The sequence below is a fragment of the Aquirufa sp. HETE-40SA genome (genome assembly GCF_054558635.1).
Genome location: NZ_JBPXKN010000001.1, coordinates 1,159,396 through 1,175,000 on the forward strand (window position 1 = coordinate 1,159,396; position 15,605 = coordinate 1,175,000).

Annotated in this window: 12 protein-coding genes and 2 rRNA genes (1 of these 14 running past the window's edge); 8 read left to right on the forward strand and 6 right to left on the reverse strand. The window is 43.9% G+C overall.

The window, feature by feature from the left end:
• Nucleotides 1-76 precede the first annotated feature (76 nt).
• The gene (locus tag ACRZ9O_RS05150) at nucleotides 77-1,102 is read left to right on the forward strand and encodes an NAD(P)H-dependent glycerol-3-phosphate dehydrogenase (protein WP_459457002.1); all 1,026 of its coding nucleotides are present in this window, start codon (nucleotides 77-79) and stop codon (nucleotides 1,100-1,102) included.
• Here ACRZ9O_RS05150 and ACRZ9O_RS05155 read toward each other — a convergent pair.
• The 3 genes from ACRZ9O_RS05155 to ACRZ9O_RS05165 form a co-directional block, all read right to left on the reverse strand.
• The gene (locus ACRZ9O_RS05155) at nucleotides 1,094-1,489 is read right to left on the reverse strand and encodes an HIT family protein (protein WP_459457004.1); all 396 of its coding nucleotides are present in this window, start codon (nucleotides 1,487-1,489) and stop codon (nucleotides 1,094-1,096) included. The genes ACRZ9O_RS05150 and ACRZ9O_RS05155 overlap by 9 nt on opposite strands.
• Before the next feature lies 1 nt (nucleotide 1,490).
• The gene (locus tag ACRZ9O_RS05160; RefSeq protein WP_459457006.1) at nucleotides 1,491-3,452 is read right to left on the reverse strand and encodes a KUP/HAK/KT family potassium transporter; all 1,962 of its coding nucleotides are present in this window, start codon (nucleotides 3,450-3,452) and stop codon (nucleotides 1,491-1,493) included.
• 166 nt (nucleotides 3,453-3,618) lie between these two features.
• Entirely contained in the window at nucleotides 3,619-4,314 is a 696-nt protein-coding gene (locus ACRZ9O_RS05165) for an AlbA family DNA-binding domain-containing protein (RefSeq protein WP_459457008.1), read from the reverse strand.
• A gap of 86 nt (nucleotides 4,315-4,400) precedes the next feature.
• Here ACRZ9O_RS05165 and ACRZ9O_RS05170 point away from each other — a divergent pair, with 86 nt between their 5' ends.
• From ACRZ9O_RS05170 to ACRZ9O_RS05180, 3 genes are read left to right on the forward strand one after another with little or no spacing between them, the layout of a single operon-like run.
• Nucleotides 4,401-5,093, forward strand: a complete 693-nt coding sequence (locus tag ACRZ9O_RS05170; RefSeq protein WP_459457010.1) for a phosphoadenylyl-sulfate reductase — start codon at nucleotides 4,401-4,403, stop codon at nucleotides 5,091-5,093.
• Nucleotides 5,094-5,096: 3 nt separating this feature from the next.
• A complete protein-coding gene (cysD, locus tag ACRZ9O_RS05175) occupies nucleotides 5,097-6,011 on the forward strand; it encodes a sulfate adenylyltransferase subunit CysD (protein WP_459457012.1) in 915 nt (304 codons plus the stop codon).
• 21 nt (nucleotides 6,012-6,032) lie between these two features.
• Complete coding sequence (locus ACRZ9O_RS05180) at nucleotides 6,033-7,283, forward strand: sulfate adenylyltransferase subunit 1 (RefSeq protein WP_459457014.1); 1,251 nt, start codon at nucleotides 6,033-6,035, stop codon at nucleotides 7,281-7,283.
• A gap of 2 nt (nucleotides 7,284-7,285) precedes the next feature.
• Here ACRZ9O_RS05180 and ACRZ9O_RS05185 read toward each other — a convergent pair whose 3' ends face one another.
• Nucleotides 7,286-7,723 carry a sterol desaturase family protein gene (locus ACRZ9O_RS05185; protein ID WP_377980491.1) on the reverse strand — a complete coding sequence of 146 codons (438 nt, stop codon included), beginning with the start codon at nucleotides 7,721-7,723 and terminating at the stop codon, nucleotides 7,286-7,288.
• A 98-nt stretch (nucleotides 7,724-7,821) separates the two neighbouring features.
• On the opposite strand from ACRZ9O_RS05185, the gene ACRZ9O_RS05190 reads away from it, so the two are divergent.
• From ACRZ9O_RS05190 to ACRZ9O_RS05205, 4 genes are read left to right on the forward strand one after another with little or no spacing between them, the layout of a single operon-like run.
• Nucleotides 7,822-10,446: a valine--tRNA ligase gene (locus ACRZ9O_RS05190; RefSeq protein ID WP_459457016.1), complete on the forward strand. Its 2,625-nt coding sequence runs from the start codon at nucleotides 7,822-7,824 to the stop codon at nucleotides 10,444-10,446.
• Entirely contained in the window at nucleotides 10,446-11,450 is a 1,005-nt protein-coding gene (locus tag ACRZ9O_RS05195) for a gliding motility protein GldB-related protein (RefSeq protein ID WP_459457018.1), read from the forward strand. Before ACRZ9O_RS05190 ends, ACRZ9O_RS05195 begins: the two co-directional genes overlap by 1 nt.
• 1 nt (nucleotide 11,451) lies before the next feature.
• A complete protein-coding gene (locus ACRZ9O_RS05200) occupies nucleotides 11,452-13,260 on the forward strand; it encodes an ABC transporter ATP-binding protein (protein WP_459457020.1) in 1,809 nt (602 codons plus the stop codon).
• Nucleotides 13,261-13,677: a Fur family transcriptional regulator gene (locus ACRZ9O_RS05205; RefSeq protein WP_459457022.1), complete on the forward strand. Its 417-nt coding sequence runs from the start codon at nucleotides 13,261-13,263 to the stop codon at nucleotides 13,675-13,677.
• A gap of 372 nt (nucleotides 13,678-14,049) precedes the next feature.
• On the opposite strand, the gene rrf is transcribed toward ACRZ9O_RS05205, so the two are convergent.
• Nucleotides 14,050-14,161, reverse strand: a 5S ribosomal RNA gene (gene rrf / locus ACRZ9O_RS05210).
• A gap of 67 nt (nucleotides 14,162-14,228) precedes the next feature.
• A 23S ribosomal RNA gene (locus ACRZ9O_RS05215) occupies nucleotides 14,229-15,605 on the reverse strand (it continues 1,456 nt past the right edge of the window).

The following is a 15,605-nucleotide window of genomic DNA, read 5'->3' on the forward strand; positions in this document are numbered from 1 at the left end:
TATATCACCTGGAAGGCGAATGTACAAATTTGGCAAAAAATCCGGGATATTTATCAAATAAGCGTAATTTTACAAAATGAGTGAATTAGCGGAATTAAAGAAAAAGATCCCTACCCAGATAGCGGTATTAGGCGCAGGTAGCTGGGCCACGGCTTTAGTGAAAATTCTTTCAGAAAATAATGTGAAAATTAAGTGGTGGATCCGCCGTAAATCAGACGTTGAATTCATCCGCAAATACAACCACAATCCGAGCTATTTAACGGATGTGGCTATCAACCCACGTAGAGTGAAGACCTACAGCAAGATGGTCGATGCGCTTGCAGGTGTTGAATACATCATTTTAGCGGTTCCGGCGGCTTTCATTCCGAGTACCTTAAAAGATCTCAATAAAAAACATTTCGAAGGCAAGAAAGTCGTTTCTGCCATCAAGGGTATGATTCCTGAGGAGAACCTCTTAGTTACGGATTGGATGGAACGCGCCTTTAATTTACCCTTAGGCCAAACCTGTGTCATCGCTGGACCTTGTCACGCGGAAGAGGTGGCGCTAGAGAAACAATCGTATTTGACCATTGCGTCACCTGATTTAAGTTTAGCCCAATCGTTTTCAAATCTACTGAACAGTCGCTTCTTGCAGGCACACGCCATCCAGGATTTGTATGGTGTGGAATACTGCGCCGTTATTAAGAATATCGTGGCGATGGCCTGTGGAATTACGCGCGGATTAGGTTTTGGGGATAACTTCCAGGCCGTGCTCGTGAGTAATGCGATGCAGGAAATTAAGATCTTCTTAGATGTCGTTTATCCGGAGAAAAACCGGGATTTGAATAGCTCAGGCTACTTGGGGGATTTGTTGGTGACGGCTTATTCGCAGTTTTCTAGAAATAGAACCTTTGGAAATATGATAGGTCGCGGATATTCGGTGAAGTCTGCGCAAATCGAAATGAATATGATCGCGGAAGGTTACTATGCTGTTCGAAGTATTTATAGCATCTCGCGACAGCATAACATCAAATTGCCTATTATCGAGGCGGTATATAATATTGTATACGAGAAAGCGAATCCGATGCTTGAGATGAACAAGCTGAAAGGCTTTTTAAAGTAAGAAGGAGCGAATTAATTCGGCTGTTTTTGCCAAAGATTCAGCCGACGGCTTCATCTTCTCTTGCGAAAAATTAATGTCTAACATCCGGTTCATTGGTACCAAATGCACGTGTGCGTGAGGGACTTCTAAACCGATGACCGCCACCCCTACTCGCTTGCAAGGAATCGCTTTCTTAATCGCAGGAGCAATCGTTTGAGCAAATTTCATTAAGTCCCCTAGCAATTCAGGATCTAAATCGAAGATATAGTCGATCTCTTGTTTAGGGATCACAAGCACGTGACCTTCTACTAAGGGCATCACATCTAAAAAGGCTAAGAAGCGATCGTCTTCCTTAATTAAATGGCAAGGAATTTCTCTGTTGACAATTTTGGTAAATATTGTGCTCATCTTACTCGATACGTTTTAAATTACATTTAGTGATCGGCTTAATGATCATCGGTACTTTCTCTAGTTTTACCGCATCCGAATCCAAGCCAAAGTACTTATCCTCCGAGTGCGTAAACTGCTTCACAAAGAAGTATGCCTTCATAACCATTCGGTCTAATAATGGTAATTCATTATCGAATGATAGGAATTTTTCTAATACAACGAAACGGAAATCACCGATCACGTTTTGCTCATTCAAAGATTTATAACGAGAGGTGATATCCACTTCTCCACGAGAAACCATTTCTTCCACCACTTTACGGAAGTACAAGTTAATGCGTTGCTCCACTTTAAAGCCTAGCTTAAAGTTTACCTTAATGATGTCATCCCGCTCGATGACAGTCACCTTGTAATCCATTGTATAGGGATCATCTAAGGTATCTACGTGCACAAACCAATAGATATCCGCACGCTTCGGACGCCGTTGGAAGATGGAATAAATAATCTTTGATTCAATATCTGACACGCGACCCGCATTCGACATAAAGACTAAGTGCGTTGCATATTTAGGAATCGTTTCATCTTTACTCAACTCTTTTAGCGGCTCGATATAATCCGATAATTTCTCGTACTCCGTTAATTTCTTTTTGATAGCTGTCGCTCTAAACCAAACCCACATGATCAAAATAATGACCCCGGCGATGAATAAAGAAACATAACCTCCATGCCAAAACTTCTGCAAGTTTGCCACTAAGAAAGATCCTTCTAGCGATACGTAAACAGCTAAGAATAAGAGAATCCACCACATATCCACTTTCTTAATATGAAGGTAGTATGCCATCAATGAAGTGGTCATTAACATCGTCATGGTGATAGCAAGACCATAGGCCGCCTCCATGTTCGCTGATTCCTTAAACCATAATACAACTCCTACGCAACCCATCCATAATAAAATGTTGATAGAAGGAACGTATAATTGTCCTTTTTGGTCAGATGGATAAACTAATCTTACACGAGGCCAAAAGTTCAAGCGAATCGCCTCTGATATTAAGGTAAATGATCCTGAAATCAAGGCTTGAGAAGCAATCACGGCGGCAGCTGTCGCGATCATAATCCCCGTAAATAAGAACTCACGTGGCAATAATTCGAAAATAGGTTTACGTGCACCTAGTAGTGCTCCCTCGTGAGCTAACAACCAAGCGCCTTGCCCAAAATATTGCAAAACCAAAGCAATCTTCACAAAAACCCAGCTAATACGAATATTCTCTTTTCCGCAGTGACCTAAATCTGAATATAAAGCTTCAGCTCCGGTTGTACATAAAAACACGGCTCCCAAAGTCCAGAAACCCGCAGATCCCGCTTGATGTGTTGTCAACAATTCCCATGCATACATAGGAGATAACGCTCTGAAAATAGACCAATCTTGACCAATCCAGATTAAACCGGTCAATGCTAACATGGAAAACCACAATAACATAATCGGGCCAAAAAGCTTACCCACAACCTTCGTTCCAAAGATTTGGAAGATAAATAGAATCGTCAAAATGACAATAACGATAGGCACCGTATCTGTTACGAAAGGGGTTCCGTCCTTGTGATGAAGCATTTTTAATCCCTCAATTGCAGAGGAAACCGAGATAGGGGGCGTGATTATACCATCCGCTAATAGGGTGGCTCCCCCGATAATGGCAGGTAAGGTCAACCACTTCGCATGACGCCTTACTAATGCAAAAAGGGCAAAGATCCCGCCTTCACCCTTATTATCTGCCCGTAATATTAAAATCACATACTTTAAAGTCGTCTGTAAAGTCAACGTCCAAAAAATACAAGATAATCCCCCTAAAACGGTTAAGGAATTTATCGGATTATCTCCGATGATTGATTGCATTACATACAATGGAGAAGTTCCAATGTCCCCGTAAATGATACCCATGGCAACCAATAGACCGGCAGCGGTGGCTTTACTTTTGTGTTTGTGTTCCATTATTAATCTCTAGGGAGTAAAAGTCTTATCAAGCGGCTTTGTTTATCTTAAAAATTAAATGCAATAAATGCACAAAATTGTACTATTTGTATCTGTTTTCTTGAAATATTTCAAGAAACGGATGCAAATATAGATTTAATTTCATGATAATGAATATCCTTTGAAATTAATTTAAACGATAGGTATCCGCTGATTCTCCGGGCTCGATTTTTAACACCCGCGTAAGGACTAAAAGAACTAATTTTCTGGCCGCCAGCCACATAGGAATTTGGGCTTGTTGCGCTAACTCAGCTAGGGTGATATGGCCATTTTGCCGTACATAATCTAACAAGAAGCGCTCGATGTCTCCGTAGGCGAAACTGATGCCGTCATCGTTTTGGCGACGTAAAATTTGCTTCATTTCTTTGCTCGCCTGAATGGTTCGGTCTTTTACTCGTACATAGCAGATGGGATGTGGGTCGGTAGCAAGTTGAACAAAATGGGGCTTGTCCACGCTCTCATAGACTTGATAGACCAAAACTTCTCGGCCATTATCCAAGCAAATCCGATAAGCACGGTAGGTAAAGGATGGAAAACAATACTTATCAATGGCTCGCTCTAGTAAAAATTGCTCCTCTTCTGCAAACTTCACACCTTCAATCACGCCAGCATCGCTGACGCCTACGAATAAATGACCTCCCTCGGTATTCGCGAAAGCTACCAGTTCCTTGATAATCTTTTCTGGAAACTTCACCTTCATCTTAAACTCCAGACGCGCACTCTCTCCGTGACGCACAAGATTCCGCAGATTTCGAAGGTCTAACAAGTTTTCTTCCTCATCACCTAAAGGACTATCCAATAAAATCTCTGATCCGATCCGCATAATGCACTAATGTAGGAATTATTTTTTTTATTTATTAGTATAGTTATTCAATAGACAATGTGTACCTTTGTAAAAAATAGGACAAAATGCATCTCAAAACGCTCGAAAAGGAATTACTATCCAGATCATTGCCAGAACGAATTCAGTTCGTTGCCTCCTATTTTGCAGGCGAACGACTTGTTTTCTCGACCTCTTTTGGCCAAGAAGACCAGGCAATTACCCAGGCAATTGCTAGTACAAAATCGGCCATTGAGATTTTCACACTAGATACTGGCCGTCAATTCCAAGAATCCTACGAATTGATGGATTTGACGATCAAAAAATACGGCATCTCTCTTCAAACCTTTTTTCCGAACACCACAGCGGTGGAAACTTTAGTCGCAGAAAAAGGATTCAACTCCTTTTATACCTCTGTAGAGAACCGAAAAGAATGCTGTTTTGTTCGAAAAATGGAGCCATTAAATCGGGCCTTGCAAGGAGCGAAAGTGTGGATTACCGGATTAAGGGCCGAACAATCAGACAATAGGGCGGATATGCCCATCATCGAATGGGATGAAAACCGTCAATTATGGAAGATCAACCCCTTAATCGACTGGAGCTTTAGCCAACTAGAAAATTACTTACAAGAACATAAAATTCCCCAAAACCCCTTGCACAAGAAAGGGTTCATCTCCATCGGCTGCGCTCCGTGTACACGGGCTATTTCGGAAGGAGAACATCCTCGTGCGGGTCGTTGGTGGTGGGAGAATTCTCAAAAAGAATGTGGTTTACACGCCTAAGTTATGCAGACAATACAAGACAAAATCGGTCATTTCCCTCGCCAACTAGAGGATGAATCCATCTACATCCTGCGGGAAGTGGCAGCGCAATTTGAGCGTCCGGCCTTACTTTTCTCGGGTGGAAAGGATTCTATTACTTTGGTTCGTTTAGCCCAAAAGGCTTTCTTCCCAGGTAAAATCCCATTCCCTTTAGTCCATATCGACACAGGTCACAACTTCCCAGAGACGATTGAATTCCGCGACTGGTTAGCCAAAGAAACGGGGGCCGAATTAATTTTCCGTTATGTACAAGATTCCATCAACCAAGGAAAAGCGACGGAAGAGTCAGGAAAATATGCCTCACGTAACGTCCTTCAAACGGTTACGCTTTTAGATACGATTGAAGAGTTCAAATTCGATGCTTGCATCGGTGGAGCAAGACGAGATGAGGAAAAAGCGAGAGCGAAAGAACGTATTTTTTCGGTGCGCGATGATTTTGGGCAGTGGGATGCGAAGCGCCAGAGACCTGAATTATTCGATATGCTGAACGGTCGCATCGCAGTGGGAGAAAACGTACGCGTGTTCCCTATTTCGAACTGGACGGAGCTCGATGTTTGGAACTACATCAAAGAAGAGAAGATGGAGATCCCTAGTATTTACTATTCGCACCAACGTCAAGTTATCGAGCGGGATGGAATGCTTTGGGCAGATTCTGAGTACCTGAACAAAGAAGCAGATGAGATTCCATTCGAGGCGACTGTTCGTTTCAGAACGGTGGGCGATATGACCTGTACGGCAGCTGTGGCTTCCGATGCAACGGATATCGATGTGATCATTGAAGAGATTCTTTCTGCCGAAATTTCGGAACGAGGCGCGCGCATTGACGACAAACGTTCGGAGGCGGCGATGGAAAAGAGAAAACAACAAGGGTATTTTTAATTCAATCTCAGACAAGAACACATGGATATTTTACGCATAGCTACCGCAGGTTCCGTTGATGATGGAAAAAGTACCTTAATCGGACGCCTGTTATACGAGACAAATTCGATTACAAAAGATAAAATAGAAGCCTTAGAAAGCGCATCTAAACGCAAAGGACTAGACTTTCTTGACCTTTCCTTATTAACCGATGGCCTCATCGCTGAACGCGAGCAGGGTATTACCATCGATGTGGCACATATTTATTTCTCCACACCTACCCGCAAATACATCATCGCGGATACACCGGGACACGTGGAATACACCCGCAACATGGTGACAGGAGCTTCGAACACGAAGGTTTCCCTTATATTAGTCGATGCACGACAAGGAGTAGTGGAGCAAACAGCGCGTCACTTGTCAATCGCCGCGATGTTGCGTATCCCGAAAGTGATCATTTGTGTGAACAAGATGGACTTAGTACAATACCAAGAATCCACGTTCAACTCCATTAAAGATAGTCTTTCAGAGCTAGTTGCACAGACCACTTTCGAGGGACAAGAAATTAGCTTCTTGCCTATTTCCTCTTTGTATGGCCAAAACATCACGGTGAATGCCAGCGAAATGCCTTGGTTCAAGGGCAATACATTGTTAGGCGAATTAGAAGCCTTCGAATATGCCTCTACTTTAGCACACGCTCCGGCTCGTTTCCCGGTTCAATTTGTCGTAAGACCTATGACCGAAGCCTACCACGATTTCCGTGGCTATGCCGGAAAAATTAGCTCTGGTACGTTCAAAGTGGGTGATGCCATTCGCGTTTTGCCTACGGGACAAGAAAGCACAATTGCGACCATTGAAAAGTTTGATACTAAATTATCGCAGGCTATCGCAGGGGATTCTGTGACGATTACGTTAACGACAGATGTGGATATATCGCGCGGAAACACGCTTGTGTTAGCTTCGGAAGTTCAGCCGCCACAGCTAAAGGATTTTTCTGCCCAAGTTTGTTGGTTAGATCATACGGCCTTAAGCCCAGGTAAAACCTACTTATTACAACACGGAATAAATACGACAAAGGCCAAAATCTCTCAAATTACCGAGCGCCTTGATGTTGCTACTCAAACGTCTACCCAAGGTGTGGATACGCTGAAGTTAAATGAGATAGGAACAATTGCGTTACGCACGGCACAACCGATTAGCGCAGATCAATATTCGGCAAATCCAGCGAATGGAGCCTTTATCCTGATCGATGAATTCTCGAATTCAACCGTCGGTGTAGGATTCGTAAAATAAGTTTATTGGTATTTTTTAGGGGCGTAGAGGAAGCCAAAAGCCTCTGCGCCTTTTTTTGTGTGCACCTCGTGGTGCACATAATGCGCTTTCATGATGCGCTTCATATACGCAGAACCGGCTTTGTACTTGATTTTGATGCGGCGGTGCACGATGATATCGTGAAAGATGAAATAGAAGATGCCATAGGTTGCAATCCCTAATCCGATGTAAAATAGCGGCCAGTAGGCAGGAATTTCAGCACCTACGATAATGGTTAACGTGGAGGAAATCCCGAAAACAACCGAAAACAGATCGTTTTTCTCTAATTTATCTTTGTGGTGTACGTGATGCGACTCGTGCCAGTTCCACATAATGCCGTGCATAATGTACTTGTGCGTGAACCAAGCAACCCCTTCCATTCCTAGAAAGGTTCCTAACCAAAGTAAAATTCCCATTAACATCATAACGCTATTTCAACCAAAATTACGGCGAATTGTTTTAAAATCCACCCTCGACCTTTGGCCTAAATCAATTATCTTTGTAGGCTTAGAGAACACATATGATAGATAAGAATTACGCCCCGCAGGAAATTGAACAAAAATGGTATGCCTACTGGTTAGAAAACAAGCTTTTCGCTTCGAAACCTAATCCGAACAAAGAGGCGTACACCATCGTCATTCCTCCTCCTAACGTCACTGGGGTGCTTCATATGGGCCATATGTTGAACAATACGATTCAAGATGTCTTGATTCGTAAGGCACGTATGGAAGGCAAGGAGGCGTGTTGGGTACCGGGAACGGACCACGCATCGATTGCGACAGAGGCGAAAGTAGTAGCCATGTTGAAGGAAAAAGGCATCTCTAAGGCCGACATTACTCGCGAGGAATTCTTGAAATATGCTTTCGAATGGAAGGACAAATACGGCGGAATCATCCTCGATCAATTGAAAAAATTAGGGGCTTCTTGTGATTGGGATCGTACCCGTTTTACGATGGAACCCTCTTTATACCAAGCGGTTATTGACACGTTTGTGCGTTTATACAACAAAGGCTTGATCTACCGTGGCGTGCGTATGGTGAACTGGGACCCACAAGGAAAAACAGCTGTATCAGACGAAGAAGTAATTTATAAGGATGTTCAGGCCAAATTATACCACATCCAATATCCCCTCGTTGATGGCAGCGGATCGGTTACGATTGCTACGACACGTCCAGAAACCATTATGGCGGATGCGGCAATCTGTGTGAATCCAGCGGATGAGCGCTATGTGCATTTACATGGTAAAAAAGTGCGTATCCCCTTAATAGATCGTGAAATCACTATTATCCCAGACGAATACGTTACGTTAGATTTTGGAACAGGTTGCTTGAAAGTAACTCCGGCCCACGATTTGAATGACTACGAATTAGGTTTGAAACATAAATTACCGGTGATCGACATCTTGAATGATGACGGAACATTAAATGAGAAAGCCATTTTATTCGTAGGCGTAGATCGTTTCGAGGCGCGCAAACGCATCGTGAAGCAATTAACGGAGGAAGGTTATTTGACTAAAACGGATGAATACAAATCGACCGTAGGAACATCGGAAAGAACGGGAGCGGTAATCGAGCCAAAGCTTTCTTTACAGTGGTTCATGAAGATGGAAGAGATGGCTAAGCCTGCTTTGGATAACGTCATGAACGATACCATTCAATTGCATCCGGCGAAATTCAAAAACACCTACCGTTCTTGGATGGAAAATGTACGCGATTGGTGTATTTCCCGCCAGTTGTGGTGGGGGCAACAGATCCCTGCCTTCTATTTAGAAGACGGCACGCTGATCGTAGCGAAAGATAAAAAAGAGGCCTTGCGCATTGCAAGAGATACATACCAATTGTATGCCTTAGTGGAAGATGATTTGACGCAAGATCCAGATGTTTTAGACACCTGGTTCTCGTCTTGGCTATGGCCTATCTCAGTTTTCGATGGAATTGAAAATCCTGATAATGAGGATATTAAATACTATTACCCAACGAATGACTTAGTGACTGGACCAGATATTTTATTCTTCTGGGTAGCGCGTATGATCATGGCGGGTTACGAGTGGAGAGATGAATTGCCGTTCAAGAATGTGTATTTGACTGGTATTGTGCGCGATAAGCAAGGTCGTAAGATGTCCAAATCATTAGGCAACTCGCCTGATCCTTTGGAACTGATCGAGCGTTTCGGAGCGGATGGCGTTCGATCTGGCTTATTGTTCTCCGCTCCGGCTGGGAATGACTTATTGTTCGATGACAAATTGTGTGAACAAGGGCGTAACTTCTCGAATAAAATTTGGAATGCGTTCCGACTTTTGCGTGGTTTAGAAGTTGTTCCAGGTGCCTCATTACCTGAACACATATTAGCAACGGCTTGGTTTGAATCCAAATTAAACCAAACCATCATCGATGTTCAAGACCACTTCAGTAAATTCCGTATTTCGGATGCCCTATTAAGCATTTATGAGTTGGTTTGGGATGATTTCTGCGGTAAGTATTTGGAGATTATAAAGCCAGCCTACCAAAGCCCAATCCACGCAGACACGCTACAAGCGGCGCTAGGTTTATTCGATTCGTTAATGCGTTTAATGCATCCGTACATGCCCTTTATAACGGAAGAGATTTGGCAGGTGATCGATGAACGTAAGGCGGGAGAGTCCATCTGCAAAGCTGAATTCCCGATTGCAGGTCCTGTAAATGCGGCATTAATCGCTCAATTCGATGTAGTTTTCGAAGTGGTGACGAAAGTTCGCGAGATTCGTAATTCGAAGCAATTGTCACCTAAATTGGCTTTGGCTTTACATATTAAAGCAGAAAATAAAGCCGCCTATGCTCCGCTAGAGGCGATTATGATCAAATTGGCTAATTTAGAGTCTATCACGTTTGTAGCTGATGCCGTAGCTGATGCCCAAACCTTTGTCGTGAAAGCAGATCAATTCTTTGTTCCTTTAGCAAACGACGAAGATCCAGCAGTCGTGAAGGCAGAATCAGAGAAAGAATTAGTTTATTTGTTAGGTTTCAAAAAATCCGTAGAAGCTAAATTAGCCAACGAGAAATTCGTAGCGAATGCAAAAGCGGATTTAGTGGAACGTGAAAGACAAAAATTAGCGGATGCCGAAACAAAGATTCAGTCCCTACAAGAATTGCTAGCTCGTTTAGGATAATGAAGTTTATTTACGCGATTTTCTTCGGTTTGCTTTTATGGTCTTGTTCTTCAAAAAAAGAAGCGCCGGCCATTCAATGGGATTTTCAGCGAGTGGAACGCGAAATGGCCTCAGCAAAATCGGATGCGGAGATGAGCACTTTATTAAGTAAGCACCCAGAAATAAGCATCGGATATTTTAGTGCAAGTCCTGAAAAAACGCCTTATTTAGCTCAGGACTTATATCGGCTTTATGCAAACCCGGCCTTACGTAAGTTCTATGACCAAAGCCAGGAGGCGGCATTTTTTGGTGGAGATGCTTTGGAAAAAGAATTAAAAGAGGCTTTCACAAAAATTCAAAAAGAATTTCCAGGCGTAAAAACCCCTAAAATTAGAACCGTATTCTCTGGTTTTGGCGGCGTAGGGGGAGGCGAATTTACGGCTCAAAATTTAGTTGTATCCGACTCCTTAATCATCATTGGCCTCGACTTCTTCATGGGATCCCAAGGTTTATATAAAGCGCCCAATGTTTATGAATACCAAATGCGCCGTTTGGAACCCAAAGCCTTAGTCGCCCAAGTGATCCTCCAATATTCTGCCTTTTTGATCAAACAAACAGAGAATGATGCGAGTTTATTAAGCGATATGATTTGGTATGGAAAAGGATACGTTTTTACGAAAACTATTTTACCTTCCGTACCAGATAGTCTCATTTTTGGTTATACGCAGCAGGAAATTGCGGAGACGAATGCCTTCCAAAAAGAAGTTTGGGAACATTTTATCGATCGCAAATTGTTATTTAGTACCGACAAGACGGTAAAGGGAAAATACCTAGATGATCGTCCCAAAACCACCGAAATCGGTCCCGCCTGCCCAGGCAGCATCGGTCGCTGGTTAGGCTGGAGAATTGTAGATTCCTATTGGAAACAAAAGCCCAAATTGAGTTTGGCAAAAATAGTGACCGACCCAGAAGCGAATCGATTATTCCTCGATTCAGGCTACCGCGGCGAAGCAGATAAAAAATAAGATGGCAAAAAAACAACACGGTGATATAGGCGGAGGAGTAGATCCAAAAGATGCCGTTAAGGTCAGCAAACAAGGTCTTTCTAAGGCCATCAAGATTTTCCAATTCGTCATTCCCTACAAATGGACCTTCATCGTAGGGATGGCTTTCCTGTTGCTCTCTAATCTAACGACCCTTAGTTTCCCCCTATTGATCGGGGAAATGACCAAGGTGATTGAAGGAAAATCGGAGTATAAAATTAACGAAGTAACCCTATTTTTCTTTGCTGTCTTGATCGTTCAAGCCATCCTTTCCTTCTTCCGCATCTATACTTTTGCGCAAGTCTCAGAGAAAGCGATGCGCGATGTTCGCCAGACATTATACGCTAAAATCATCACCCTGCCTATTTTCCACTTTGAGAAAAGACGCGTAGGGGAATTGATGAGCCGCATCACCTCGGATATCACGCAATTACAGGATGTATTATCCATTACCTTGGCAGAGTTCTTTCGCCAGGTTTTTACCCTCGTAGGTGGCGTTGCGCTCATTACGTACATCTCCTGGAAGCTAACCTTATTTATGTTAGCTACTTTCCCGGTACTAGTGATTTCAGCTATCGTTTTCGGTAAATTCATACGTAAGATCTCCAAAAAAGCGCAGGACGAACTCGCCAACACGAACATCATCGTAGAGGAAACATTAACGTCTATACAAGCCGTTAAAGCCTTCACAAACGAAAAATACGAAGTCGATCGCTATACTACATCTTTGAATAAGGTGTTAGGCGAAGCATTGAAAGCTGCAACTTTGCGAGGAGGATTTGTCAGTTTTGTGATCTTCGCTTTGTTTGGGGGAATCGTGGGAGTCGTTTGGTACGGTGCCGCTTTAGTGGCCCAAGGTGACTTAATTTTAGCGGATCTCTTAACCTTCATCTTCTACACCGCTTTCATCGGAGGTTCCGTGGGTGGTTTAGGTGATATTTATGCTCAACTGCAGAAGACGATTGGTGCGTCTGATCGAATCCTGGAAATCTTAGGGGATCCATCCGAGATTGATTTAACGCGTGATTCCTATGCCTCAACGGTCTCATTCGATCAAATTAAAGTACAAGACCTCGAGTTCTCCTACCCATCACGCCCATCAGTTCAAATTATTAAAGGCATCAACTTTACCATCGAACCCGGTCAAAAGGTAGCCATCGTAGGCACCTCCGGAACAGGTAAATCAACCTTAGCTCAACTATTTATGCGCTTCTATGAACCAAACGCAGGTTCAATCTCTTTGGGAGAACGTCCCATCGCAGACATCGACATTACAGAATGGCGTAAAATGGTGGCTCTAGTACCTCAAGAGGTATTACTTTTCGGGGGAACCATCCGCGAGAACATCGCCTATGGAAAACCAGGGGCCACTCAAGAAGAAATTGAATCTGCTGCCGAATTAGCTTACGCAAAAGAATTCGTAGAATCATTCCCGGAGAAATGGGATACCATGGTAGGAGAACGTGGTGTAAAATTATCCGGGGGCCAAAGACAGCGCATCGCCATCGCCCGCGCCATCCTCAAAAACCCTAAGTTCTTATTACTAGACGAAGCCACCAGTGCCCTCGATTCAGAATCAGAAAAATGGGTACAATCCGCTCTCGAAGAACTTATGAAAAACCGGACGAGTTTAATCATCGCTCACCGCTTATCCACCATTCGTTCAGCAGATTTAATCCTAGTGATGGAAGAAGGCAAAATAGTAGAATCTGGTTCACACGAAGTATTGATGAAGAAAAAATCAGGGATTTACCAAAATATGGTCAAATTGCAAACAGAACATTTAGGCTAAATGAGCTCTTCCTATTCACTTTCGGATTTTGACCTTCGATCAACCCCCTGCAGAGTTGATGTATTAGCTACCTTTCAAGCCGTAGATTTTGCATTAAGCCAAGGGGACATCGAACAAAAACTAAGCGATCAATACGATCGCGTAACGGTATACCGCACCTTAAAGACCTTTTTAACGCAAGGCCTACTCCACAAGGTTTTAGATGACAATGGTGGCGTAAAATACGCTTTATGCAAAGAACTCTGCCACCAAGGAGATCATACTCACCAACACGACCACGTACATTTCAAGTGCAATCAATGTGGCCAAACAACCTGTCTAGAAACAGTTCATATTCCAAGTATTCAATTGCCTGCAGGCTTCACGAAGCAAGAGAGCAATTTGTTGATTCAGGGGGTGTGTAACAGTTGCCAGTAGACAGTGGGCAGTGGGCAGTCAAATAGTCCGGAGGGAGGGAGTCCGGAGGAAATAGTCTAAAGTCCGGAGGGAGGGAGTCCGGAGTCAATAGTCGATAGTCCGGAGGGAGGGAGGGAGTCCGGAGTCAATAGTCGATAGTCCGGAGGCGATAAGCAAAGTTCAAAGTTCAAAGAGCAAAGTTCAAAGAGCAGAGTTCTATGTGCGCGGGGCGATATTTCCCTGAGTGGATAAAAAACGAGGCGGCAGCCACTTTTTTATGCCGTCTCTCTACTCTTTACTCTATACTCTCTACTCTATTTACTGTCCACTGCCCACTGCCCACTGTTAGGCATAAAAAAAGACCCACACTCATCGTGCAGGTCTTCTATAATAACTTGGAGCTTACTTACTTTCCCGGGTTTGATCCCAGTATCATCAGCGGTGCGGGGCTTAACTTCTCTGTTCGAGATGGGAAGAGGTGAACACCCGTCCTATCGGCTCCATACTTTTTGCAAGGTTTTAGCCTTTAGCCATATTGTGAGATAAAATAAACAGCAGTGTGTAAATTAATAAAAGGTAAGCTTTCGGGTAATTAGTACTACTCGACTTTGACATTACTGTCTTTACATCTGTAGCCTATCGACCGTGTCGTCTACACGGACCCTTCATGGAATACTCATCTTCAGGTCAGTTTCGCACTTAGATGCTTTCAGCGCTTATCTGGTCCCGACGTGGCTACTCAGCTATGCCCTTGGCAGAACAACTGATATACCAGCGGTCAGTCCAACTCGGTCCTCTCGTACTAAAGTCAGAACCTGTCAATATTCCTACGCCCACAACAGATAGGGACCGAACTGTCTCACGACGTTCTGAACCCAGCTCGCGTGCCACTTTAATCGGCGAACAGCCGAACCCTTGGGACCTTCTCCAGCCCCAGGATGTGACGAGCCGACATCGAGGTGCCAAACCTCCCCGTCGATGTGAGCTCTTGGGGGAGATCAGCCTGTTATCCCCAGAGTACCTTTTATCCTTTGAGCGATGGCTGTTCCATACTAAACCACCGGATCACTATATCCTACTTTCGTACCTGATCGACTTGTCGGTCTCACAGTCAAGCTCCCTTTTGCTATTGCACTCTACGCACGGTTACCAAGCGTGCTGAGGGAACCTTTGAAAGCCTCCGTTACTCTTTTGGAGGCGACCACCCCAGTCAAACTACCCACCAAGCAATGTCTCCCCTTTGGGGATTAGAATTCCAGTACAAGAAGGGTGGTATTTCAACGTTGGCTCCCCGATGCCTAGCGACACCGGCTCACAGCCTCCCACCTATCCTACACATCCAGTACCAAAACTCAATGCTAAGCTATAGTAAAGGTTCATGGGGTCTTTCCGTCCCGTTGCGGGTAAACGGCATCTTCACCGTTACTACAATTTCACCGAGCTCACGGCTGAGACAGTGCCCAGATCGTTACACCATTCGTGCAGGTCGGAACTTACCCGACAAGGAATTTCGCTACCTTAGGACCGTTATAGTTACGGCCGCCGTTTACTGGGGCTTCAGTTCAATGCTTCGTGTTGCCACTAACATCCCCCCTTAACCTTCCAGCACCGGGCAGGTGTCAGGCCTTATACGTCATCTTTCGATTTAGCAAAGCCATGTGTTTTTGTTAAACAGTCGCCTGGGCCATTTCTCTGCGGCCACGATTGCTCGTGGCTCCCTTTATCCCGAAGTTACAGGGTTAATTTGCCGAGTTCCTTAGCCGTGATTCACTCGAGCGCCTTAGAATATTCTTCTCGACCACCTGTGTCGGTTTACGGTACGGGTTACTTATAAGTTATACACGCCTAGACTTTTCTTGGAAGTTTACTCACTACACTCGTTTTGGCATTGCTGCCGCCTCTCAAAGACACTATTCCGTCAGTATCTGGTAACCTGTAATCTCCGTCAT